The sequence below is a fragment of the Streptomyces sp. NPDC057638 genome (genome assembly GCF_042800315.1).
Lineage (GTDB): Bacteria > Actinomycetota > Actinomycetes > Streptomycetales > Streptomycetaceae > Streptomyces.
Window position 1 is genome coordinate 1 of sequence record NZ_JBHVHF010000101.1, and the last position, 24,217, is coordinate 24,217.

Consider the following 24,217-nt stretch of genomic DNA (forward strand, 5'->3'; position numbering starts at 1 on the left):
CGCATGGCCGAGCGGGGCGGCGCGCGCCGATCCCCGGCGGAGGGCACGAGGCGGCGCGAGGGAAAGGCCCGTACCCGCCCGGCGACGAGGGGCATCAGACGGTCCGGCGGCCGGGGGCACCGGGCGCGAAGCGGCGGTCCCCGCCGCCGGGCCGGGACCGCCGGTCCGTCACGCTCGCCCCGGGCCGGAGGTACGGGACGTCATCAGCGGCTGGATACGGGTGCCGAAGTCCTCCACCCCTTCGAGGAATTCATCGAAGACCAGGATCACTCCCGCGACACCGTCGATCCCGCTGACCTGATCCAGCATGCGCGCGACGCTCTCGTAAGACCCGACGAGCGTTCCCATGTTGAAGTTCACCGCACCCTCGGGCAGCGCGACGGTTCGCGCGGTCGAGGCGTCGTCGGCCTCCGTGTCCTTGGCCGTCTCGTCCACCAGATATCCCAGCGCCGCGAGATCGGCGTTGTCGTGGTAGTCCTTCCACTTCGCCCGCGCGGCTCCGTCGGTCTCAGCCGCGATGATCATGAAAAGCGCGAGGGTGCCCACGTCCCGACCGGTTCCGCCGGCCTCGTGCGCCAGGGCCGCGGCGGCCTCGGAGAGCGCGAGCGGCGTATTGACCCCACGGCCCAGGATGAAGTTCCCGTCGGCGTACTCGGCGGCGAACCTCATCCCCGTACCACTCTGCCCGGCGGCCAGGACATCGATATGCCCGCCAGCCGGACGCGGCGAGAGCACGCAGGCGTCCATGCCGTAGAACTCGCCCTGGAAGTCGCTGACGCCCTCGCCCCACAACTGCCTCATGACGGTGACGTACTCGGCCGCCCGTGCGTAGCGGTTGGCGAAGTGCCCGTCTCCGGGCCACAGGCCCATCTGCGCGTACTCGGCGGGCGCCCAGCCGGTGACGATGTTGACCCCGGCCCGGCCCGGGGCGATGGCGTCGACGGTCACGGCCATCCGGGCGGCGATGGCCGGCGGCAGGGCGAGGATGGGCACGGAGGCGTACAGCTTGATCCGCTCGGTCACGGCGGCCAGCGCGGCCGTCAGTGTGAACGACTCAAGGCAGTGGTCCCAGAACTCCGTCTCGCCACCGAACCCCTTGAGCTTGATCATCGATAGCGCGAAATCGAATCCGTATGCCTCGGCCCGCCGCACCACGGTCCTGTTCAGTTCGAAGGTCGGCATGTACTGCGGAGAGCTCTTCGAGATAAGCCAGCCGTTGTTGCCGATCGGAAGGAACACTCCGATGTCCATGCCGCTCCTCATGTCCCCGGGGCGGTTCGTCCCCCGCCGCCGCGTGCCTGACCGCCATCCCCGCGCGGACGCATCCTGCCCCTGGCACACGGCGGTACACCACGGCACGCGGCCTCGGCTCACACCCCGGACGGCACCGGACCGTTCGCCAGGCTCTCACCGGCACACCGCGGGAGGTCTCCACGGACCGGGCCGCCCGGAGCGCCGAGCGGGCCACCGGCGATCCCCTCCCCCGGCCGGAGTCCGAGCGTGCGTGCGATTTTCCGGCCCGCCCTCCCGGCTCGATCCATGCCAGTCCAGCCCGCGATTCACCAAAAGGAGTGCGGCTTAAGTAAACGTCAGATTATCGGGACAATCCTCATACATCGCCCCTAGCATGATGCCGCCGGGCAGCGGACAGCACCGTCCGGGCATCCCGCCGACCTCCGTCGTCACGTTTCGGCCCAGTCGGTCCTCACGGTTCAGCGCAGTCGGTCCTCACGGTTCAGCGCAGTCGCGGTTCTCACGGTTCAGCGCACTCTGTCGTCACGGTTCAGCGCAACGGACCGGCCGGGGCATCCCTCGCCCCCGCCCGCCCGCACCCTTCCCGCGCCGGCCACAGGCCCCTCGCCTCACGGCCCGCCCCCTGACAGCCCAGTGGATCCCGGCACCCCGCCGCCGCTCCAGCGGAACCCGGCGGCGGGGTGCGGCCACGCCCAGATGGACGGAGACCCGATGACCTCCACACCCCACGACACTCCCGCCGCCGACGGAACACCATGGACACCGCCGTCCGACGAGGACTTCCGCCTCGGCAGCGAACCCTTCACCGACGAGCGCCGCACGGCGGTCCTCGCCCGGTTGGACGACCATCTCGAACGGCACCGCGCCCGCATGCTCGGCTACCAGGTCAATCTCTCCCTCGACGGCCACGCCTCACTCGGCCGCTTTCTGCGGCACCACATCAACAACGTCGGGGATCCGTTCGTGGACAGCCACTTCAGCCTGCACTCGCGGTGGCTGGAGCGCGCGGTGCTCGGCCACTACGCCCGGTTGTGGCACGCCCCGTTACCCGAGGATCCCGCCCGTCCCCGGCCCGAGGACGCCTGGGGCTATGTCCTCTCCATGGGCAGCACCGAGGGAAACCTCTACGCCCTGTGGAACGCCCGTGACTACCTCGACGGCAACGCCCTGGTGCGCGACGAGATCTCCGGAGAGGCGAGCTGCCGTACCACCTACCTCCGGGCCCGACACCCCGATGACAACCCCAACGCCTACTCCCCTGTGGCCTTCTTCTCCCAGGAGACCCACTACTCCCACATCAAAGCCATGCGGGTCCTGGACCTCCCGACCTTCTACGACCTGGGCGGCAGTCTCTACCCGGGCGAGTGCCCGATCGACCTGTCCGGCACCCGTACCCGGACCTACAACGGCTGGCCGCTGGGCGGTGTGCCCACCACCGGCGGTGACGAGGGTCCGGGAACGGTCGATATCGACGCCCTGGTCCCGCTCGTGGAGTTCTTCGCCGCCAAGGGCCACCCCGTCCTCGTCAACTTCAATGTCGGCAGCGTCTTCAAGGGCGCCTACGACGATGTCGCGACCGCCTGTGCCCGGCTCCGGCCCGTCTTCGAGACGTACGGCCTGATCGACCGCGCGGTGCGCTTCGACCCCGACGACCCGGACCGGATCAGCGTACGGAACGGGTACTGGGTCCATGTCGACGGCGCCCTCGGCGGCGCCTACGCCCCCTATCTGGAGCGGGCCCGCGACGCGGGTCTGGTCGAGAGCGCGCCACCCGTCTTCGACTTCCGGGTGCCCGAGGTGTCCTCCATCGTCACCAGCGGGCACAAGTACCCGGGCGCCCCCGTGCCGACGGGCATCTATCTGTCCCGCGCCGGGTTCAAACTGCGCCCGCCGTCCGATCCGGCGGTGGTCTCCTCACCGGACAGCACCTTCGCCGGATCCCGCAGCGGCTTCGCCTCCCTGGCGATGTGGAACCACCTCGCCCAACTCGGCGAGGAGGAACAGACGCGGCAGGCCGCCGAAGCACTCGCCATCGCCACGTACACGGCCGACCGGCTCAGGAAACTGAGCGATCTCCTCCAGGAGCGCGGTGAGCCCTGGGCGGAGGACGGCATCGAGGTCGGGCACGGCGACCACGCGCTGAGCATCTGGTTCCAGCAGCCCCGGGCCGAGATCACCACGAAGTACACCCTGGCCTGCGTCCCCCTCAACCTCGGGGGACGGCGCCATGACTACAGCCATGTCTATGTCATGCCCCATGTGACCCGGGGACTCATCGACGAACTCCTCGACGACCTCTCCCAGCCCGGCGCCTTCGACCGCAGCACCGAGGAAGGCGCCGTCCGTCCCCTCCTCCCCGGACAGACCTGACCCCGCGCGTCACATCAGACCCCTTCCGTCCACGGCGGGCGCGCACCCGCCAGCCACCCCGACGCCGGAGCGGCGGCACACGGGCGGCGGGGACGGGGCAGAGCGAGGGCCCCGGGCCCGGTTCCGGCCAGCGGATCGCTGGTGCTGGAGTTCGCCGGCCCGCCCCGGCGTGAAGGAGGGGGCGTTCGATGGCGGCCGCCGGGTGCGTCCTCCAGCGGCCGATGCTCACCCACTGCGCCACCGGCAGGTTGGTGGGAACCCGGCGGGGTCGGCGGCCGACTTCTCCCCCGTACCCCGTTCCCCTCCCCCAACAGGAGAACCGAATGAAGCGCAGAGAACTGCTCCGTACCTCCACCGCGCTCGGCGCCACCGGCGCGTTCACCGCCGCCGCCGCTGCCACCGGGGCACCCGTCGGCGCGCGGGAGCGGCCCGAGGGGGCGGACAAGGGGCGCGGCGGGCCGCTGCGGGTGCAGGTGGTGATGTTCGACGGGGTGGAGGAGCTGGACTTCGCGGCCCCGTACGAGGTGTTCTCGGCGGCCGGGTTCTTCACCCGGCGGGCGGTGCAGGTGCGCTATGTCTCCGCGTCCCGGCTCTCCGGTGTCACCGGCGCCTTCGGGACGGCCGTCGGCGGGATACACCGCTGGGCCCCCGAGGAGGCCGACATCCTCGTGGTGCCCGGCGGCGGCTACGCCCGGCCGGACAAACCCGGCGTCCAGGCGGAGATCGCCCGGGGCACCCTGCCACGGGCCCTCGCCGCCGCCGTACGGCCGGGGCTGACGATCGCGGCCGTCTGCACCGGTGTCATCCTCTGCTCGGCCGCCGGGCTGACCCGGAACCGGCCCTGCACCACCCACAAGGGGGCCCGCGCCGAACTGGAGCGTCAGGGCGGGGTACTCAAGAACGCCCGCGTCGTGGACGACGGGGACCTGGTGACCGCGGGCGGCATCACCTCCGGGCTGGAACTCGCCCTCTGGCTGGTCCGCCGCGAACTCGGCCCGGAGACGGCCCTGTCGCTGGAGGGCATGATGGAGTACGAGGCACGGGGCACGGTCTGGGCCCGGGAGTGAGGGCCCTCGGCACGCGCGGCCGATCGCCGGACCGGGCGGCGGTCGCCCGTGGGTGAACCGGCCCCCGTCCCGTGCCCGTCCAGGCGCGGGACGGGGACCTACCGGGTCACCAGCGTGCGGCCTTCGCGTGGAACGTCAGCCCCGGCCATGCCTCCACCGGAGTCGGGGAGGAGACGATCCGCCCCGGGCACAGCCCGCGCTCGGCGAGCCCCCGGACGATGGCCGGTATCGCGGTGAGCGTCGCGGGCAGGCCGTCGTGGAGCAGCACGATGCCCCCGGCCCGTACGGTGAGCGCCTTCGCCGTGATGGCCTCGGCGGGGATGCCGCTCCAGTCGACCGTGTCGGCGGTCCAGATCACCTCGGTCATCCCGAGCCGGGCCGCCTGCTGGCGGGTCCGGGCGTCGGTGCTCCCGAACGGCGGCCGGAAGAGCTTCGGCGAGCGGCCCGTCTGCGCACGGATGATCCGGCTGGTGTCCTGGAGTTCCGTGAACGCGGCGGCCTCGTCCAGCTGGACGAGGTCCGGGTGACTGAACGAGTGATTGCCCACGTGGTGGCCCTCGGCCACGATCCGCCGGGTGCCGTCGGGCCGCGCCTGGGCGAGGCTCCCCGTGACGAAGAAGGTGGCGCGGACCTGTCCGGCGTCGCGCAGCGCCTTCAGATAGGCGGGGGTGAGTTCCGTCGGACCGTCGTCGAAGGTGAGGGCCACATATCCGGCGGAGCACCGGCGCGGGGGGTCGTCGTCGTCCGCCACAGCGGCGTGGGCGGTCCCCGGCGACAGGGCGGCCGCCGCCATCAGCAGCGCCAAGGCCGTCCCGAGCCATCTCCTGGAACTGGATCCGCGGTGCCCGTGCATGGTCGTTCTCCCTCTCCATCGGCGAAACCGTCGCGGTCAGGACCACCAGGGACCGGAGCGGGGAAGCCGCGGGCCGTTGTCCGGACCGTACGCCGCCGGGTGAGGTGCCCGGCCCCGCTCTCCGTTCCCCTGTTCGTCCGTTCCGCGCGAGGCCGGATCGTTCCGTACGTGCGTACGGAAGCGGCCGAGGACCATTGAACGCGACCAGGCCCGGCGGCCGAGGGGTAACGCCTGATTCCGTGGGCGCTCCGCGGGAGGGATCCGGCGGGGAACGCCCCTACCGTGGGCCGCCGTTGAGGTGGACCGGACGCCGGACGGCCGGCGCCCCGGGGCGGAGTGCACCGCCCCGGGGCCCTACGGGCTGCGGGGGATGTCAGCCCGTGCTCGGGGTCACCGCGACGCGCGGTTGAACAGCGCTTTCGACCACTGGTAGCCGAGTACGGCCAGGGCCACGCACCAGGCCAGAGTGAGCCAGCCGCTGGTGCCGATCTCGCTGCCCAGCAGCAGACCGCGCAGCGTCTCGATCGCGGGTGTGAACGGCTGGTACTCGGCGACCGGCTGGAACCAGCCCGGCATCTCGCCTACCGCGTCCTCGTAGGCCGCCGCGTCCGCCGCTTCAGCCGCCCGCCAGGTCCGGCCCGGCGACATCGTCGGCTGGAACTCGCGCAGCACCCGCAGCCGCTCGGCCAGCGCGATCCACCGCACCGCCGACGCGTCCCTCGACGCGAGCGGTCTGAGGGCGAGGCTGTCGTCTACGTGTTCGCGCCTCACACGGCGAAGGCGAGTGGGAGGCCTGGGCATCGGACAGCACGTGCGGCTTGCTCCCCTTCTTTCCGCGATCGACCGGGCTCGGCCCGGTCAGCGATCCCCCTTTCTGACGCGAACGGAGGCCGCGCCGACGATCCCCGACGTCCAGTCCACCTCGCCCCAGGCCCCGAGTTCGTCCAGCACCGCCCGGCGCGGTCGGCGCCCTGGACCGGCCTCGGTCCCTATCGTGAAGCGGCGACGCACGCTGACGGAGGACGTGCCGAGCGTCGGCGGCCAATGCCGCTCGGCACAGCCCCCAGAGTTCATCAGGAACCAGACGCCTCGACAGATCAGCACTCACGGCCGGCAACATACCGCTCGAACATCACGTCATGGGACGGCCTTCTCGGGCGTGGTCGGTGCGGCCGTCCTGGCGACCCGCTCGATCTTCGCGAAGGAGGCCGCACGGGCCGCCTCGTCGATCGGCTGCTCGTTCTCGGCGCGCACCCCGGTCCGGCCGTCGACGCCCTCGCGCAGGATGTCGGCGTGCCCGGCGTGCCGGACGGTCTCGCCGAGGACATGGACCATGATGGCGAACAGGTTTGTGTTCGGATAAGGCTCCGACCACCACGGCACGTGGCCGGGGGCGTCGAGGGCGAGCTCGTTGATCGTCGCGTCCGAGTGTTCCCACGTGCGCCGGTAGAACCCGGTGATCTGATCGCGCGTCTCGCCCTCGGCCGCCCATTGATCGCTTCCGTCGGAGTCCTGCCACCGGCACAGGGGTTCCGGAGAAGGGCGATCGAAGACCTCGCCGAAATACCTGGCCTCGACCATGGCCACATGTTTGACCAGACCGAGGAGGTTGGTCCCGGTCGCTGTCAGAGGCCGCCGCGCGTCGTACTCGGACAGACCATCGAGCTTCCAGAGCAGTGCCTCACGGTCCCGCCGCAGTCTCTTGCGCAGGTGGTCCTTCGCGAACTCATCGATCATGCGGCACGAGCCTGCCATGGGCTGTTCACGGCCTCAAGATCCGGTACCTGGTCCGCACCGGCTGACGGACCCGTGGGCAGCCATGGTCACCCGCCCCGACCTCCTGCCCAGGAGCGCAGGAACCTGCCCATGTGAGACAACCTCTGATCCTGACGGAGACATACGGCGTCATGTCATGGTTCATCTCTGGGAGGGCTCACTGGCCCCTTCCCAGCTTCAGGGTGAAGCCGGGTGACGGCGGTATCAGCAGGGGCCTTCCTGTCCGGCCCGCCCGGTCCCGCCGCAGGGCGGGCCGGGAGGCGTGGCGCTCGCGGTCCATCTGCACCGAGGGGCGAGTGGTCCTCTGCTCCTTCCTGTTCCCCTTCTTGGTTGGACCAGGACAGGAAGTCCACCCAGAAGACCGCTGTGGTGTCAACGGCCCGCCACTCCTCTTCGGCTCTGTCCTGCGGGCCGCCGAACTCCTGACGCACGTAATCGATCAGGTCGTATCCGTAGGGGATGATGTCAGCGCCGCGGATCGACAACACCGGGTGAGCGAATGATTCCCGGCCAGCTGGCAGATAGCGATGGGAGTAGACCGGAACCAGCTGCGGCACTGACGCCAAGTGCGCCCTCGCGCCGGCCATGGCATCCGTCTGCCGGGCAGGGCGAGTACCCCAACCCGGATGCCAGAAATCCGCCTCCGCCACCGCGAGCAGTACGTCCTCAACCGGCCTGTCAAGCCAGGAACGAAGCAGTGCGGCATGGCCGTAGCGCCAGTCGGGCCACCCCCCTCCGGTGGGCAGCCCCACCGCGAGAAACGCGCGGTGATCGTCGGCGAACGCGAACCCGAACCGCTTTTCGATACCGGCCAACTCCTGCTCCGTCAGCCCGGAACGGATCTCGGTGCGCCCGAGCCGGGCCAGCAGGCGTGCGGCCTTGGAGCCGAGCCGCACTCCCAACTTATTGACCATTTACGCAGGCTACATCCCCATGATGGGCGGCCAAGACCCACGGGCTGTGGCCTCACCGCACCGGGTGCGAGCGCTCCAGGTCTCTGGTGTGACCGCGCTCGCCAGCCCTGTCGTCGGTGGCTGCCGGACCGAGAGCTCCAGCGGGTACGCGTTCAGTCTCCGGCGGCCCGCCGTGCGAGGCTCTCGCGAAGCCTGGTCAGCCGGCTGATCTCGGCGTCGAGAGCGGCGAGCCTCCGGCTGATGACCTCGGAGGCGGCATCGCCGGGTTCGCCAGGACCACAGCGCGGGGGCGGGTACTCGGTGAGCAGATGGAGCCGGTCGGCGCGGCCGCGCAGATCCTCGACGGTGAGGCCGAGGGCCAGCAGGTCGCGGATCGCCCGGACCCGTGCGACATCGCCGGGCGTGTAGGTCCGCTGCCCCGAGGTGGTGCGGACGGGCGGGGGCAGCAACCCGCGCTGCTCGTAGAACCTCAGTGCCCTGGCCGTGGTGCCGGCCGCTGCCGCCGCTCCGGTAACGAAGACCACCTCGCCCCCGCGGACGTCGGCGAGGCGGGTCAGCGCGCCGTAGGCCGCGGCCCCCTGGGCAAGGCAGGCGACCGGATCAGGCCATAGGTCCTCCAAGGGAGTGCACTCGGTGGCCCGTACCCGCGCGTACTCCCGCCAGCCGCGCATATGCGCCACGACATCGCCCGTGCGCAGGGCGGATCCGGCCGGGGCGGCGACGACGTCGCCGACGGCGGGGCCGAACAAGGTGTCTCCACCGCGCAGCGGAGGCAGCGGCACTCCGTCGACCTCCCCTCCCATCAAGGTGCGCAGGCCGGGAAAGACCAGGAAGTACCGGTTCCTGATCAGTACCTGGCCTGGTCCGGCCTCGGGCAACGGCGTCTCGGCGACGACGAGATGTTCCTCCGTGGGTAACCCCTCGGGGGTGGCGGCCAGCCGGACTTCACGGGTGGTGCGGGGCAGGGCTGCGCTCATACGGGCTCCTGGGCGGGTTCCGGGCCTACGGACTCCTGGGCGGGTGTCGGGCCGCGGCCTGACCTGAGTCCGCCGCGGAGTACGGTGACGCTAACCCTTGACCCGCACGTCAGGGTCAAGCCGGGCGGCGGCCCTGCCACGCCGACGGCGCCCAGAGAACCGCCTGGACCCCGACCGCCTCGCGGAGCCCGCTGCGCTCAGAGGGATAGGCGGACGATGGGCTCATCGGCGCCGTGCTCATCCAGATCCTCGAAGATCCGCTGGAACCGGAGGTCGTGGGCGATGCTCCGGAAGGACCGGTCGTCCCGCATCTGGTACGGCCGTGCGGAGTCGCACGCACGGGCGAGGCGCAGACACTCCAGCGTCTCCTCCACTTCGCCCAGTTCGATCCAGACACAGGCGGCGTTGTACAGGATCGCCCAGTTCGCCGGGCCGTGGGGCACACAGGCCCGCAGATAGCGCCGGTGGCGTTCCGGCTGTACGGGCAGGTGGTTGTTGTCCGCCTGGACGGCCCACAGGGCCACCTGGTACATCATCGGCGCCGCCCGCCCGGCGGGGGCGTCGATGATGGCGTCGTAGATCGTCAGCGCCTGGACGAAGTTCCCCTCATAGGCCAGTTCGTGAGCGCACTCGGCCAGTTCCGGAACTCCGCCTGCCGTCTCCCTCATGGCGGGGAGGGCCGACGCCAGCCGGTCCGGAGCATGCTCCACGACCGCCCGGATCAGAAACGCCACGGTCTGGCCGGTCGCCCATGCGCTCAGACCGGACATCGGCACAGCGGCGAGGGCCGCCGGAACCCGGTCCGGCATGTGCTCCTCGGCGATCTGGGCCAAGTACACGGCGGGTCCCGGTCGTTCCCAGTCCCGGACCCGTCCGAGCGCCTCATCGAATCGGCCCTGTCCCACCAGCGCGAACAGGACATACGCGCGGGCCGTGTCCTGCTCGCCGTCGAGCGCGATCACCCATTCGGCCAGGCGGATGGCGGTGATGGCCTCATCAGGATGGGTGGGGTCCTGTTCCTCGATGACCTCGGTCACCATGGCCGCGATCTCCGCGACGCTCCAGAGGGTCTGACCCGCGGTCCACGCCAGCGCGGACGCCTCGCCCTCGGCGTGGAAGATCTCGCGCAGCGGGTTGCCCGCCAGGATGCAGGGGTGGCCGGTGTCGCCGAGGAAGGCACCGTATTTCTGGACCATCCCCGCGCCCTGGAAGCGCAACCGCGCCAGAGGCAGCACCTCGTGGAGCGAGCGGGCGATCCAGAGCAGATGGTGGACCGTCTCCTCGTCCGGTCCGGGGAACGACCAGCGGTCGATCCAGAAGCCGGCGGAGCGGTGAACCGGGTCGTAGGAGAGGCCCTCATGGCGAAACTGGCCGTACGACGCGATCCACAGGTGCTGGAACGCCCGCAACACCTGTTCCTCACCGGCGAGGCGTGGGCCGCCGAGCTTGACGGCGCATCCCAAGTCGTACCAGTCGAGTTCCTCGATGATCGCCGGGTAGCCGTCGAGCGGGAACGGCGAGTCGGCCTCCGTCGGCCGCCAGACCGGCATCCGTGACGCTGCCGTGCCGGATCCGGACCCAGTGACCGGTTCGGCGGCAGCAGCGGCACCGGTCTCGGCGTCCTCGTCGATGACCTCGGTGAGACTCTCCGGGAAGTAGGCGGACCGGATCTCAGGACTCAGGCCGTACGGGGCCTGGAAGAACGAGGCGGTCCTGACCGCGAACTGTTCTCCGAGCGCCACGAGAGTCCGACGCTGCGTGTCGGCGTGGTTCGCGGCAGGGGGTCGCCACGGCAGCCCGACCACCTCCACCAGCGCCTCCGGGTCGACCAGTTCGCCCGAGCGGGCGTCCGGCGCTGGATCGACGATGCCCCGGGCGACCAGGGCATCGCACAGCGCGCGAAGGGTGCCCCGGTCCAGAGACTTCGCGAAGCGGAGCACCAGAAGGCCCGCGGGGTCGGCACTGTCCCGCGAGGCGAAGTTCTTGATCTGCACCAGTCGGTCCTTGGGTCGGTGGGTCTCGGGTCTGCCCATGCCCTGCGGCGCCTGCACGGCGACAAGGCGGCAGCCTGTGGGCGCACCGAACTCTAGGCAGGGGCACTGACAGCCCATCCGCGATCACGGAACAACCACAGCAGCCGGAACCAGTGCCGGGGGTCGTACGCATAACTCCGGTCGGTCGACGGCTGGTTGCCGTCCGCGGGGGTGACACCCCGAGGAAGGGAAACGACCGGGGACGGCTCCGCGCGCCGAGGGGATCCGGCTCGGCGGCAGCCCACGCGAGGCGCGTCGGCCCCGCCCTCGATGAGTCGGACGGTGCGGGGCCTTCTCCGTCGCCACACCCCGCGTCCGGAGGGGCACCCCCGCGCCGGGGCGGATCGTGGGTGCGGGACACCCGGGATAACGGCGGCCTGGTTCCGGCGGAGCCGCGCGACGAACCTGGTGGTCAGGCAGCCGCCGGAGACTCGCCTCGAAACCCGCACCGGCGCTCATCTGGCGCGGCGGGGACACCGCTGAGGAGCATGGATATATGGGCATCACCGACACCACCAGCTGGAACGCCGAGGCCCTCGCCGAGATCCTGGCGGACGACCGGGGGCGGCCCGTGCTGTTCACCAACGCCCGTATCCTGACGATGGACCCGCTGATCGGGACCCTGACCGGCGCCGATCTCCTGTTCGTCGGCTCCCTGCTCGTGGGGGTCGGGCCCGGCATCATCACCGCCGCCGCCGACGACGGCGCCATCGTGGTCGACTGCACCGGACTGACCATCACCCCCGCCGTCGTGGACACCATCGCCCTGGCCGATGGCCGTGCCCACCGTTCGGCGTACGTCGCCACGCTCGCCCCGGGCAACACCACCGACTTCGCGGTGGTGCCCGACGCGCTCGCCACCGACGTGGCGAGCGCCGTGGCCGTGGTGATGACATCACCGGAGCAGGTCCGCGCACTCGTCGCCGCCGGGCGGCCGGTCCTGTGGGCCGGTACGGACGTCCCGGGCCGGGTCACCGCTGCCGAGGCTCGGATTCCGGCCGCCGGGGACCTGACCGGCAGCCCGCGGGTGGGTGTCTGGATCGACCGGAACGACTTCCTGCGCCAGGAGCTGACCGCCGACGGCCGCTACGACGAGACCCGCGGCGGGCACCCGCACGCCTACCAGGGCCGCTACTGGATCGACGGCGACCGCGTCGACTACCTGGACGACCTCGGCTTCTGGGCCTACGGCGAGTTCCGGGGCGACGAACTCCACCACGCGGGGTACGTCATGAAGCTCGGCTGACCTCGCCTCCCAGGCATCACCCTCACCCCTCTTCCCGCAAGGACGACCTCGTATGAGCACCCCGACCGCCCGACCAGCGCCCCTCCACGTGCTGAACACCCCGACCGCCCGACCAGCGCCCCTCCACGTCTCCCGGCCGTCTGTCCACGGCCCGGGAGGAATCCCCCGTATCACGTCTCGGCGATGTCGGCGGGATGGGGGACATCGATGTCGTGGATCAGGTCGGCCATCAGCCTGGTGGCGTCGGGGTCGGTGACGTGGTCGGGAGTTCGGTGTCCACCATGCCGGGGACGTTCATCAGGCCGCCGATGTCGAGGGCGATCTGGCGCTGCCCTTCGTCGGCCATGGCCGGAGTCCAGCGGCGGCATGCCGCCAAAGTGCGCGACCGCTGGTTCTCGTAGGCTCAGCCGCGCCTACTCTGGCCGCATGAGCCATGGGACGCCTCTGGGTGATTTCCTCCGAGCCCGCCGAGGAGCCCTGAAGCCACACGATGTCGGTCTGCCCGAGCACAGCCGGCGCCGGGTCCCGGGGCTGCGCAGAGAAGAAGTCGCCATGCTCGCCGGCGTCAGCGCCGACTACTACATCCGGCTGGAACAGGGACGGGAGAACAGCCCCTCCTCTCATGTCCTCGACGCCGTCGCACAGGCCCTGCGACTGGACGCGGAAGCCGCCGACCACCTCCAGCGTCTCTGCCGCACCACCTCGCGGCGCCCACACGACCGGGGCGGGACGGACGTCAGCCGGGACCTGCTGCGACTGATGGACGGATGGGGGCACACCCCGGCCTTCGTCATCAGCCCGGCCCTCGACATCATGGCCGGCAACTCCCTCGCCACGGCTCTCCACAGCGGGTTCGACGCGTTCGACAACCTGGCCCGTATGGTGTTCGCCGACCCCGCCGGGCGCGAGTTCTACCAGGAATGGGAGCGCGCCGCGCACTCCTGTGTCGCCGAACTCAGGTCCGCGTACGGGTACGATCCCGGATCGGCCCGCATCGCCGAAGTCGTGGCGGACGTGAGCGAACGGAGCCAGGAATTCGCCGCGATCTGGCGGTTGCACGAGGTGAAGAGCAAGTCCCAGGAGGGCAAGCACCTCAGGCATCCCCAGGTCGGAGACCTGCACATCACCTTCGCCGCGTTCACCGTCAACGGGGCCCCGCACCAGCAGCTGGTGGTCTACCAAGCCGAACCGTCCAGCCCGACGGCCGCGGCCTTCGACACACTCAAGGCCGTGACCACCCAGCCGAAGAACACCCAGACGGCCACCCCGGTGGCCGACCGCGCGTAGGCGGGCGGCATGAGGCCGACCGCGCCCGCCGCCGAAGTGCCGCACGGCACCGCCGGGCACGAGCTGCCGTCGGGGCTGCCGCGGGTCGCCGGAGACGGGGATCATGACGGGGCCCGGTCTCCGGCAGGGAGGTCTGCCGAGTCGGATCGGCCGTCACCGGTGCCCCTCCGCGGTTCCGATGTCATGTCCGAACGCCACCACGCCCTCCGTATACCGGTCCGGACGTTCCCGACACGGTACTGGGGACGCGGTGGCCGACGTCAGCGCCGTCCGGGCCGGGGCACCCGGCCGACAGGCCGGGAGCGGGGTGGGCCCGCTCGGAGGTCATCGGTGGGGAATCAGCGGCCGAAGAAGAGGCGGGCCGGGACCGGGGCGGAGCCCGGCGTGGATTCGTCCGCGGGGCTCGCCGTGGCGGCGCAGGTGATGTCCGCGGCGGGGAGTCCGCCCGTGGTCAGATACTCCGTGGTGACAGCGTCGGCGCAGGCGCTGATGCCCAGTGAGTAGACGCCGTGGCCCTGCCCCTCGTCCACGGTGACGAGCCGGGAGCCCTTCAGCGCGCGCCGCAGGCCGAGCGCCGTGGCCAGGGGCGTCTGCGGGTCCCATTCATTCTGGACGATGAGCGCGGGGAGCTTGTTGTCGATCGTGGTGGCCGCTTCGACGGGCCGGTCCCAGAACGCGCACGGGAAGATGTTCGAGACGGAGTCCCCGTACAAGGGGTAGCGGACGCTGTCACGCCGGGCATCGGCCCGGTAGACGGCCGGGTCGGTGGGCCAGCGGACGTCACCGCACATCACCGCGAGGAAGCTCGCCAGCTCGTTGTCGGTCGGCACGAAGGTCGGGAACGTCGGGACGGGCTTACCCGCGGCGGCGTCCCGCAGCAGCCCCAGAGTTCGTGCCGCGAGCGGCGGGTACGGGAGCTCCCAGCGTATGTACTCGCGCACATCGGCTCCGCTGAAGACGGTTCCGCCCAGATCGAGCGGCTCCCGGTCGGCGCGCGCCACGATGTCCCAGAACACCTTCTCGACCTCGGCGGGCGTCTCACCGAGTCCGTACCGCGCCGAGTGGCGGGCGGTCCACTCCGTCCACCGGTCGAACATGGTCTCGGCCTGTACCGCCCATGACCGCCCCATGCTCCGCCAGATCCGTTGCGGGTCGACCGCGCTGTCCAGGACGAACCGGTCGGCCCGGGCCGGGAACAACTGGAGGTACACAGAACCGAGATAGGTTCCGTACGACAGCCCGAAGAACGAGATCCTCCGCTCTCCGAGAGCCTTGCGGATGATGTCCATATCACGTGCCGTGTTACGGGTGTTGATGTGCGGAAGCGTCTTCCCCTGACGGTCCCGGCACCGGTCCGCGATAGCGCGCGCCCAGGCTACGTCCTGGGCGAACGTCGCCTCCGTATAGGGCCGGTACGTCTTCCGCTCGTCGGCGTTGGTCGTCCCACAGGCCAGGGGGCTGCTCGCACCGACCCCGCGCGGATCAAAGCCGATCAGGTCGTACCGGTCCTTCACGGAGCGCGGCAGGGAGCCGCTGAGCGCCAGCGGGTAGAAGAGCCCGGAGGTACTGGGACCGCCCGGGTTGAACACGAGGACACCACGGCGCTTCCCGGGGTCGGCGGCCTTGATCCGCGACACCGCCACATCGATCTTCTTACCGTCCGGTCTGTGGTGGTCGAGGGGGACCTTGAGCGTCGCGCACTCGACGGTCGCGGGGATGTCGCCGCCGCAGCCGTGCCAGGCCGGTGCCGACACGGCGGCGGGCGCGGCCACCGGCGCACCGGGCCCAGCCGTGCGTGCGGCCGCGGCCTCGGGGGCGAGGAGCGGGACGGCGAGTATCGCGGCGATACCCAGGGCGGTCATGGAGGTCGCGCGTCGTCTCAGGAGCAAGGGAGTGCCTTCGTTCGCTGGAAGGGTGAATGGCGCTCTTCAGTGGTCCGGAGGGACGGACCGCGGGATCGTCGGTCAGGGGATGCGGCATACGGCGTGCGTGAGTTCGATTATGCGCACGGGCGTCCGCGCGGACACGCGTTTCGCGCTCGAACGCCGGTCGACACCGCGTCCGGTGCCTCCGTACAGAGCCCGCCCTGGGCACGGGCGCGACCTGTGGGTTCGGTGGGGCAGCCGGGGCGACCGGTGATGGTGCGTCCGTGGGGCCGAGCCGATGCCCGGACCGGGTCCTGCTACCAGAGGGTGGCCGGCCCGGAGAGGACCCAGCCGGAGTCGGTGGGCTTGATCCAGAAGCTCAACGACACCTCGATCACCTGCGCGCGGTAGGTGGTTTCGACGTAGACGCCGCTGTCTCCGTCACCCCAGTGGAAGTCCGCGAGATGGAGTTCGCCGAGCCAGGACACGTCCTGTTCCCCCTGGCCGGGAGCAAGGGCACGGTCCGTCCCGTCCTCATCGGCACCCGCCCCGACCGAGCCGCGCCACAGCGCGTTGAGGACATGCCGGACCGGGGTGTGGTCGACGAGCCGTCCGGCCTCGGGGATCCGCCCGGCCTTGAGCAGGTCGAAGTAGCGGCGGACGACTGCTTCGACATCGGCCCTGGCAGGGTGCTCCGCCCAGATCTCCATCGTCGGATCCTACGGTGGGCGGCGCACCCCGCGGACCGGCCCTTCGGGGCCGATCGCCGGTCGAACGGGCGGCTGCGCCCCCGCAGTTCGTCGGCGTGGTCCGGGAAACGGCCGAACCGGTCGGCGGGTTCGCCCTCCACCACAGGGGCGCGCCGCCGATCCGGCGGCATGCCGATGACACGCGGGAGTCCGCCTCACAGGAGCCGCTGGTCCAGCGCGACCATGGCCAGGCCCGCCGGGCCGTGGAGATGGAGATCGGCGCCCGTGGGCGTGCTGGTGGCAACGAGCGCACGGACCGGGGCGCCGGTGAGCAGGGTGTGCCGGAGTTCGCCGGTCCACACATCCCAGAGGCGGACCCCGCCGGAGTCGCCCGAGGCCAGCAAGGTACGCCCGTCGGGCAGGTCCAGGGTGGTGAGCGCCAGCGGCTCGGGCGCGGCCCAGGTGGCGAGCGGGGTCCCGGCGACCGCGTCCCAGACATGGATGGCGTCGCGGGTCGAGGCCGCGAACAGCACCCGGCCGTGGGCGGTGAAGGCGAGGGGATGCCGGGGCAGGCCGCTCCGGGGTGGCAGGGGAAGGGTGCCGACGCGGTCCCCGGAGGTGACATCGAGGAGGACGACACTCCTGTCCCTGCCGGTGGCGGCGACGACGGTACGGTCGCCGTGGGAGCGTGGCGGGAGGGCGACGAGCGCGTGCGGCTGTCCGACCCTCCCACCGGGGGCGACGGTGGACACCATCACATCGCCGCCGTCCGGATCCCATCGCACCAGGCGGAGTGTCAGCAGGTCCTCGGCGACCACGAGCATCGGCAGCCCCGCGGGGGTCCACGCGACGCACGACGGAGCGTTGCCCAGCCGGCGCGCGGAGAAGGTCATGACCGGGCGCTCGGGTCTCAGCTCCCAGATGGACCACTGGTCCCACTGGATGACGGCCAGCCGGGGAACATCACCCGGGGACACAAGGGGCTGCACCGCGATGACCGACGGCGTGTCGACCTGGCCCAGCCGCTCCCCGGTCGCGGCGTCGTGGAGATCCAGACCGCTGGGCCTGCCCAGGACCAGGACGTCCATGCCGGGCGCCTGCTGGGGGACCCGGCACAGCGGCCACCCGCTGTGCCGCCATGTCGCTCCCGCCGGAGCCCGGTACCGGGCCGCTTCCGGACCGTCCCCGTCCGGTCCGGACCCGGCATCGGGTTCCCAGAGCCGGATGCCTTGCGGCCCCGCCGAGACAAGCCGTGCGGAGGGTCCGTCCTGCCAGGCCGCGAGGGTCTCGACAGCGGGGACGTCGGCGTCGAAGGACCGCTCCTCGCCGCTGCCGAGGTCTCGTACGATGATCCGGCTGCCCAGGGTACGCGCCAGCCGCCGACCGCCGGGAAGGGCCACCGCGCGGCGCCCGCCCCGGGGAACGCGCGCCACCCGCACACCCGTGAACGGATCCCATACCTCAAGTCGCTCGGCTGTCGGCCCGTTCCGGAGCAGAAGGAGATCGTCCTCCTCCGGTCTCGGCACGGTCGCGGGGAGGCGTACCCCGGCACCACCGAAGGGCGGCTGTCCGATCAGTCCCCGTACGGGATCCCAGAGCCGGACCCCCTCCGCAGTGGCGACGGCGACCAGGGCGTGGCCACTCGCCCTGCGGACCACGGCCGTCTTCCGGAAACCGGGCGCGACCGCAGGGAAGCCGCTGGCCCGGACCAGTTCCTCACGGCCAGTGGGCCGTCGTCGCGGGCGCCAGAGAAAGGCGTCCTCGCGCGCGCGGATCAGCAGTTTCCAGAGCGCGGGGCCATCCTCCAGGACCTGGACCTCGACGGCGTCGGCCAAGGCCACCGCGGCGATCAGCTGGCCCGAGGTCGGATCGTAGATCCGTGCGCCGGAGACGTGCAGCGCGACCAGGAACGTCCGCCCGCCCGTGGCCCGGATGGGCACCAGGGCGTCCGGCGGGCCTCCGGCGTCGAGTTCCGCGGTCAGCTCACCCGTCGCCGCGTCCCAGATCCGTACACCGTCCCCACGGGCCGTGGCCTCGGCGATGAGGGAGCGGCCGTCCATGGTCGGAAGAGCGCACAGGGAGTTGGTCCTCGGGCGGGGTGGAGCCAGGACGTTCGCCGGAGCCGCCCACCGGCTCCAGACCGGTGTCAGCGGCGGCCGGTCCGGTCCCTCCGCCGATGCTCCGTCCTCCCCCGCGTGGAAGACGACACTGCTCCGCCGGGAGGCGACGTCGACGCTGTCGTCCAGATACGGCTCCACGATCGCGGCCGCCGTCAGGTTCCGGCGCTCCGGATCCGCCAGAGGCAGCGGCAGACCGAGGCGAGCCCGCAGACCACGCGAGGTCTCCTGGGCCAGCAGCTCCACCGGCACGGCCCGGTCGGTCAGAACACCTCCGGCGGCCGCGTGGTGCAGGAAGTGCCTGCGGATGTACGGATGTGCCGCGTGCGGCCGGGCGCGCCGCACCAGCCCGGCCAGCGCCTCCGTGATCGCCCGGTGCGCGGCGGTCAGGGCCCGCGACCGCGAGGCGGGGCGCCACCAGCGGGATCCGGTCACCGGGGGCGAGGCCAGCAGCCAGTCGTGGTCGGCCACCAGAAGGTCGGTCAGCCGCTGGTGGACGGGCCGGTACACGGTGCGGGCGTCCTCCTCGGCGGTAGCGAGGTAGCCGGTCAGGCGGCTGGAGCGGAGGGCGCGGATGGCCTGGTCGGCGGTGTCCCGGTCCACATACCCAGGGCCGTACGCGTCGGTGGCGAGCACCGCGGCGACGGTCGGCCAGACCTCGCCCCAGGGGAGTCCCGTTCCCGGCGCGAAGGCGGTCGCCCGGAGCGCCACGACCAGCAGGTCGGCCGGTATGCCGGTGGACAGGGACACGGCCCTGATGTCCTCGCGCAGGAGACCCGTCGTGCCGTCGGCGAGCCGGTCGAGCCAGCCGTCCTCGGTGAGATCCTGGCGCTCCCCGGCCCTTCGCAGCTGGTCGGCGGCGATACGGGCGTCCAGGAAGGACGGTGCGACCTCCGCCGCGATGATCCGCGCCGCCGCGGTGGCGGCCGCCGGATCGTCGCGATACGGGCTGTCCTCCGGCTCCGTCAGCAGGGTGGCGGCATAGGCGGCGATGTCCCCGGGACAGTCGGGGCCGTCGGTGCGGAGTTCTCCCGGTGTGACGCCCTCGGCCGACAGCGCCTCGGTCAGCCGCCGCAGCAGCTGGTCCGCCCTGTCGTCGCGGAGGTCCGGGCCGGTCGCGAAGGACATGGCGGGAGAGCTGCGTACGCCCAGCAGCAGCCGGACGGCACCGCCGTCCTCCCGGAGCCGGAGCCGGGCCAGCGGCACGATGATGTCGTTGACGAGGGCCAGCGGATCCCTGGCCTCGTCCAAGGCGTCGATCACGACGGTGACCGGACCGGCCGCCCGGTCGGCTCGCTCGCCCACCAGCCGGATCAGGGCCTGGATCGGCGGTTCACCGCCGGTGCCCGCCCGTCCGCTCTCCCGGCTCCCGGTCCGTGTGCGCGCCTCACCGCCGAGCGCGGTGAACAGTTCGTCCACCACCACCCGCGCCGACTTGTTGCGGGCCAGTACCGCGACATCCACCGATCCCGGCTCGGGCCGCAGCTCCCGGGGGATCGCCGCCACCAGGGCCTCATGGCGGGGGTCGGTGACGAAGTCCGGGTCGGAGAGGGTGACCAGCCGGGCCAGCAGGGCGGACTTGCCCGACCCGGCCGCACCCGTGACGATCAGCGCGCCACCGGTACCGTCCAGAAATCCCGTCATACGGACCATCGGCTTGGCGCGCCCGCTGAAGTACCAGCCCGGGTCGTCGGCTGACGCACGGCCGGACGCCCGCTCCACCCAGAACTCCGCCAGCGGGTCCCGTTCCCTGTCCTCGCCCGCCCCGCGCACCGCGGCCGAGGTCAGGGCCAGCTGGCTCAGCGCGGGATCGGCGGCGCCCTCGGCCGGCTGGTAGCGCGGGTTGGGCAGACAGGCGCTCAGTCCTCGCCTGCGCGAGTGCGGCACGATCCATTCGGCGCTGACCAGGTCCATCTCCTGGCCGTTCGGGCGGCGCCCGACCTCGTCCAGGAGCTGCTCCCACTCGGCGAAGGAGAGATGGGAGGCGGTGTACCCGGCCGCCTCGTCCCGCATCCGTCCACAGGCCAGCGCCACCCGGTCGGTGAACGAGCCCACCAGGGGTTGCTCCTGGTGGTTGCCGGCGGTGATGACCGCCGTGCCCCTGTGGTCATGGCGGTCGCTCGACAGGGCTTCGAGCAACAGGCCCAGCTCGGCGCGGAGGGTACCGGAGAAGCACGAGTCGACCATCACCATCACATGCTCGGACTCGCTGTCGAGCACCTCGGTGATCAGCTCGCTGGTGGGAAACGCCGTGGCGAACAGCCGGTCCTGATCCGTCTCGGGAAGGGTGAGGAAGTGACGCGGCGCGGTACGGCGCAGGCCGTGGCCGGTGATGTAGACGACGACGGCTTCCCGGTATCCGGCGGCGGCGAGCTCCTCCCCGCGCAGGAACGCGCGGAGCTCGGCGACCGTACGGACCGCGGGCGCCCGGCTCACCTCGAAGCGCCGGTCGGTGCCGAGCGCGGGGTCGGCCAGCCAGCCGGTGATGCGCTCCACCTGGTCCGCGATGGCCTCGTCGAAGCCCTCCGGCTGGTCGTCGTAGCCGCCGATCGCGACGACGACCAGCCGCCGCCGGACGACGCCGGTCAGCTCTTCACCGCCCACGCTCCCCCTCCGTTCCTCGCGCGGGGCGCCAGCCTAGTCAACGGCGTCGGCTCGGGAACGCGCGGCTACCATGGCCCGCGGTTTCGCCGAAGCCATGCGGGAGACCTCGAGGGGGAACGGTGAACGAACTTCAGATCGCCGGTGTACACGGCATCCGTCAGGGCGCCTCCGCCACGACGGAGTCCCTGAGCATGCGGTGGCAGACGACGGTGGACGCGGCCGTCGCCGGGTCCCGGCACGCCGCCGCGGCCGGGCCGGTACGGCTCACGGTCCCTTCGTACCAGGGCGTATATCCCCAGACGGCCACCCGGTACTTCCGTCTGGGGCCGCACGAGGCCGACGGCGCTTCCGTCCCTTCCGTCGACGAGGAGGAGGAAGGCTTCATCCTGGACGCACTGGCCGCCTACTCCCCGGCCGCGGTCGCGGCGGAGGACGACGCGCCGACAGCGGGCCATGCCCTGGGGGAGAGCCGGTTCACGCCCCGGATCCGGCGGCGCGCGCACGCCGTGGACCGGGTGACGGGCAAGGGGGTGACCGACCGGCTGCTGTGGCTGGTCCGCGAGGCCCATGGCTATCTGCGCCAGGAGGAGACGGCGACCGCCCTGCGCTCCGGGATCCGGGACGCGCTCACCGCTACGGGCGCGCGGATGGTCATCGCCCATTCGCTGGGGAGCGTGATCCTCTACGACATGCTGAGCCGGGGCGAGGTACCGCTGGCGGACGACGGCGGCACCGGTGTGACCACGGTCGTCACCTGTGGTTCCCCGCTGAGCTGGCTCTGTGTCAGGAAGGGTGTGCACCGGCCGGGCGCTCCGCTCTCCGTCCCGGCCGGGGTGGAATGGACCAACCTCCACTCCCCCAACGACGTCGTGAACAAGGGTGCGGGCCTCTCCCACCTCGCGGTCGGGGTGACCGATGTCGTCGCGCACAACGGCGGTGTCGCCAGGGCGCACGATGTCCATCGTTACCTGGACAAAGAGGCAGTCGTCGCGTGCGCCGCACGCGCCCGGAACCCTTCCCGGCGCCAGCCCTGATGCGCCCGGGCCCGGCTCGGGCGCAGCGGTCGCGCCGGGCCGGGCAGTGGTCCCCCCCCACCCTGGTCGCCAGCGCGCGACACCGCGGTCGAGGTGACGGTGGATCTGCTGCACGGCGTGCTGAGCCTGCCGGAGACCGAGCGCGACACCCTGCTGTCCACGCTGGACCACTGGTCGTTGTTCACCGACGGCTCCGGCGCGCTTGTCCCGGGGGTGGCGGCGGTCGCCGGGGCCGGTCTGAGCAGCGCTCCGGTACCGAGGCCCATCGCCGTGGTCCGGCCGATGAATCCTCGCCTCGGCACCCGGGCGGGACGTGGGGGGCGTTCGTGCTCAGGGGGCATCCAGGGTCCGCCTCTCCGAAGGACAGGGGCGACGGACCGCTCCGGGATGCGCCGGGTGCCGCGCCCGCTCACCGACGTACCCAGTGTCACGTTCACGTCCGTACGGGCTCCATGTGCACGGGGCGCGCTCACGTCCCCGGATGGTGCGGGGCCCACACCGCGCCGGTCCCGGTCCGTACGGACGGTTTGCCCCGCCCTCCTGGCGATCGGCGGCTCTCCGTCCGCCCGTGCTCCGAACGGGTGAGCGCGGTCGCCGAGGGGCGTCCCCGGCCGGGGAGCGCCCGTTCCAGCGAGCGCTGCTGACCCGAGCACGAGGAGCGGCGCCGACGGGACGCCCCGCGACGCCGCACCGCGTAGGGCGGATCAGCCGTCCCCGCTCAGTCCTGGGCCCTCGCCGGGACGGAGACCGACCCTGTGCCGCTCGGCGCCTGCCCTACGGGCCTGGTGTGACCGGACTCCACCGCGACGGTCAGCGCCGCCCCGGACAACACCAGTACGACGGCGATCCCCGTCAAGCGGTGCACGTTCTGTCCCTTTGCCGCCTTCATGGGCGCATCCCCCTTCACGGCACCGTGGTTCCGACCCCACAGGACCACTGTCCACCCGGACGGCGGATCCGTCACCGGCCAGGGTGCGAGTTACCCAAGGATTGGGCCGCCCTTGGCCGGGAACTGGGCTTCCCCTGAACAAAACCGGGCCGGACCGGGCGGTCCGACTCCGGCGGACCGGACCGGGAGTGCCCGTACGCTCCGGCGGCCCACCGGTACGGCGCCCGGCTCCCGCCCATGCCTTAGGAGGGGGCGCACGGGCCTCCGGGAGAATCCCACCGGCGCATCGCCTCACCCGGGGTGCCGCCGAGGTCCTTCCTCAAGGCCGTGTCCGCACCCGGGCGGCGGCTGACGTCGGAGGAGCTGGTGAACTGGGCCTACGGTGGAGGAATCGCCCCGACCAGCCGGGAAGAGTGACCGGACCCGGCCCGGCCCGATCATCGCGAGCGAACCGGCCCGATCCAGCGTGATCCGGCCCCGATCATCGCGGGCGAACCGGCGAACCGGCGGGCCGCCGAGGAGCGGTGGAGGGCGCCTCACCGCTCCTGTCGTGGACTTCCGCCGGGCACCGGCCGACTACGCGTCGCCCTGCCAGGTCGCCCGGACCAGCGCCTGTTCGGTGCCCTCCAGGTAGACCGCCGCGGCCAGCCACACCCGGGCGTACGTGTCGGGGTCGCCTTCGGCGGTGCGGCCGAAGACGTCGCGGGTGCGGCGGTCGGCCTCCGTGGTGAGGGCGGTGGACAGATCGGCCGCCGCCCTGAATCCACCGCGGCGCAGCGCCGCCCCACCACCGGCCCGGTCGCCGTCGCGGGCGGGCTCGGCGACCGCCCGGCGGCCTCCTGAGACGGCTCCTTCGACGAGGCGCCGCAGCCGCCACAGCGGGGCTTGCGCCAGTGGATCGTGGGGGGCGTCATGGAGTACGCCCGCCGGGGCGAGGTCGTCGGGTGGCGGCAGGTGGGCGCCCTGGACGCGGTCGTAGCCGAGGTCGGCATGGCCGTCCCACTCCGCCGGCAGCCGCAGAGTGGCCTCGGTGCCGGGTACGGGGCCCACCGCGAGGGGGCGCAGGGTCGCCGCCCGGTCGGGGTCCAGCCGGCCGATCACCCGTATCCGCAGTCCGGGCCGGGAGGCGAGGCGGCGGAAGTTGGCGGTGTGGGCGAGGTCGGGGTGGCTGTTGGCGGGAGTGAGCCGGATCAGCGGGCCGCCCGCCTCGGTCTGCCCGGCGGGCAGTTCGCGGGCGAGGAG

14 protein-coding genes and 2 pseudogenes are annotated in these 24,217 nt (G+C 72.0%); 5 read left to right on the forward strand and 11 right to left on the reverse strand.

Annotated features, from left to right (window positions below; all coding sequences use genetic code 11):
* Positions 1–168: 168 nt before the first annotated feature.
* Positions 169–1,251 (reverse strand): pyrimidine utilization protein A, encoded by a 1,083-nt coding sequence (gene rutA, locus ACFVIM_RS16170; RefSeq protein ID WP_384301549.1) that lies wholly within the window; start codon positions 1,249–1,251, stop codon positions 169–171.
* Between the two features lie 714 nt (positions 1,252–1,965).
* On the opposite strand from rutA, the gene ACFVIM_RS16175 reads away from it, so the two are divergent.
* Positions 1,966–3,624, forward strand: coding sequence for a histidine decarboxylase (locus ACFVIM_RS16175; RefSeq protein WP_384301551.1), 1,659 nt, complete (start codon positions 1,966–1,968; stop codon positions 3,622–3,624).
* A gap of 323 nt (positions 3,625–3,947) precedes the next feature.
* Entirely contained in the window at positions 3,948–4,691 is a 744-nt protein-coding gene (locus ACFVIM_RS16180) for a DJ-1/PfpI family protein (protein WP_384301553.1), read from the forward strand.
* 106 nt (positions 4,692–4,797) lie between these two features.
* Here the strand turns inward: ACFVIM_RS16180 and ACFVIM_RS16185 are convergent, their stop codons facing one another.
* From ACFVIM_RS16185 to ACFVIM_RS16210, 6 genes and pseudogenes are all read right to left on the reverse strand, one after another.
* Positions 4,798–5,544, reverse strand: coding sequence for a polysaccharide deacetylase family protein (locus tag ACFVIM_RS16185; RefSeq protein WP_384301555.1), 747 nt, complete (start codon positions 5,542–5,544; stop codon positions 4,798–4,800).
* Positions 5,545–5,934: 390 nt separating this feature from the next.
* A pseudogene (locus ACFVIM_RS16190) lies at positions 5,935–6,120 on the reverse strand (ABC transporter permease); the annotation flags it as partial.
* 561 nt (positions 6,121–6,681) lie between these two features.
* Positions 6,682–7,281, reverse strand: coding sequence for a DinB family protein (locus tag ACFVIM_RS16195; protein WP_384301557.1), 600 nt, complete (start codon positions 7,279–7,281; stop codon positions 6,682–6,684).
* 173 nt (positions 7,282–7,454) lie between these two features.
* On the reverse strand, positions 7,455–8,234 hold the full coding sequence (locus ACFVIM_RS16200) for a hypothetical protein (protein WP_384301559.1): 780 nt from the start codon (positions 8,232–8,234) through the stop codon (positions 7,455–7,457).
* 152 nt (positions 8,235–8,386) lie between these two features.
* Positions 8,387–9,211 (reverse strand): MerR family transcriptional regulator, encoded by an 825-nt coding sequence (locus ACFVIM_RS16205; RefSeq protein ID WP_384301561.1) that lies wholly within the window; start codon positions 9,209–9,211, stop codon positions 8,387–8,389.
* A 197-nt stretch (positions 9,212–9,408) separates the two neighbouring features.
* A complete protein-coding gene (locus tag ACFVIM_RS16210; protein ID WP_384301563.1) occupies positions 9,409–11,205 on the reverse strand; it encodes a TPR end-of-group domain-containing protein in 1,797 nt (598 codons plus the stop codon).
* A gap of 535 nt (positions 11,206–11,740) precedes the next feature.
* Here ACFVIM_RS16210 and ACFVIM_RS16215 point away from each other — a divergent pair.
* Positions 11,741–12,490 carry an Atu4866 domain-containing protein gene (locus tag ACFVIM_RS16215; RefSeq protein WP_384301565.1) on the forward strand — a complete coding sequence of 250 codons (750 nt, stop codon included), beginning with the start codon at positions 11,741–11,743 and terminating at the stop codon, positions 12,488–12,490.
* Between the two features lie 426 nt (positions 12,491–12,916).
* Positions 12,917–13,777, forward strand: a complete 861-nt coding sequence (locus ACFVIM_RS16220; RefSeq protein WP_384301567.1) for a helix-turn-helix transcriptional regulator — start codon at positions 12,917–12,919, stop codon at positions 13,775–13,777.
* A 338-nt stretch (positions 13,778–14,115) separates the two neighbouring features.
* On the opposite strand, the gene ACFVIM_RS16225 is transcribed toward ACFVIM_RS16220, so the two are convergent.
* From ACFVIM_RS16225 to ACFVIM_RS16235, 3 genes are all read right to left on the reverse strand, one after another.
* Positions 14,116–15,639, reverse strand: coding sequence for an alpha/beta hydrolase (locus ACFVIM_RS16225; protein ID WP_384301569.1), 1,524 nt, complete (start codon positions 15,637–15,639; stop codon positions 14,116–14,118).
* A 320-nt stretch (positions 15,640–15,959) separates the two neighbouring features.
* Positions 15,960–16,352: a hypothetical protein gene (locus tag ACFVIM_RS16230; RefSeq protein WP_384301571.1), complete on the reverse strand. Its 393-nt coding sequence runs from the start codon at positions 16,350–16,352 to the stop codon at positions 15,960–15,962.
* Positions 16,353–16,546: 194 nt separating this feature from the next.
* Positions 16,547–21,052, reverse strand: a complete 4,506-nt coding sequence (locus tag ACFVIM_RS16235; protein ID WP_384301573.1) for an AAA family ATPase — start codon at positions 21,050–21,052, stop codon at positions 16,547–16,549.
* 119 nt (positions 21,053–21,171) lie between these two features.
* Between ACFVIM_RS16235 and ACFVIM_RS16240 the strand changes: the two genes are divergently transcribed.
* A complete protein-coding gene (locus ACFVIM_RS16240; protein ID WP_384301575.1) occupies positions 21,172–22,086 on the forward strand; it encodes a hypothetical protein in 915 nt (304 codons plus the stop codon).
* 1,465 nt (positions 22,087–23,551) lie between these two features.
* Here ACFVIM_RS16240 and ACFVIM_RS16245 read toward each other — a convergent pair.
* Positions 23,552–24,217: pseudogene (locus ACFVIM_RS16245) on the reverse strand (hypothetical protein); the annotation flags it as partial.

Excerpts from the sequence above, each read along its gene's own strand:
- rutA (WP_384301549.1), bottom strand. The coding sequence starts at position 1,251 with ATGGACATCGGAGTGTTCCTTCCGATCGGCAACAACGGCTGGCTTATC.
- ACFVIM_RS16175 (WP_384301551.1), top strand. The coding sequence starts at position 1,966 with ATGACCTCCACACCCCACGACACTCCCGCCGCCGACGGAACACCATGG.
- ACFVIM_RS16180 (WP_384301553.1), top strand. The coding sequence starts at position 3,948 with ATGAAGCGCAGAGAACTGCTCCGTACCTCCACCGCGCTCGGCGCCACC.
- ACFVIM_RS16185 (WP_384301555.1), bottom strand. The coding sequence starts at position 5,544 with ATGCACGGGCACCGCGGATCCAGTTCCAGGAGATGGCTCGGGACGGCC.
- ACFVIM_RS16195 (WP_384301557.1), bottom strand. The coding sequence starts at position 7,281 with ATGATCGATGAGTTCGCGAAGGACCACCTGCGCAAGAGACTGCGGCGG.
- ACFVIM_RS16200 (WP_384301559.1), bottom strand. The coding sequence starts at position 8,234 with ATGGTCAATAAGTTGGGAGTGCGGCTCGGCTCCAAGGCCGCACGCCTG.
- ACFVIM_RS16205 (WP_384301561.1), bottom strand. The coding sequence starts at position 9,211 with ATGAGCGCAGCCCTGCCCCGCACCACCCGTGAAGTCCGGCTGGCCGCC.
- ACFVIM_RS16215 (WP_384301565.1), top strand. The coding sequence starts at position 11,741 with ATGGGCATCACCGACACCACCAGCTGGAACGCCGAGGCCCTCGCCGAG.
- ACFVIM_RS16220 (WP_384301567.1), top strand. The coding sequence starts at position 12,917 with ATGAGCCATGGGACGCCTCTGGGTGATTTCCTCCGAGCCCGCCGAGGA.
- ACFVIM_RS16225 (WP_384301569.1), bottom strand. The coding sequence starts at position 15,639 with ATGACCGCCCTGGGTATCGCCGCGATACTCGCCGTCCCGCTCCTCGCC.
- ACFVIM_RS16230 (WP_384301571.1), bottom strand. The coding sequence starts at position 16,352 with ATGGAGATCTGGGCGGAGCACCCTGCCAGGGCCGATGTCGAAGCAGTC.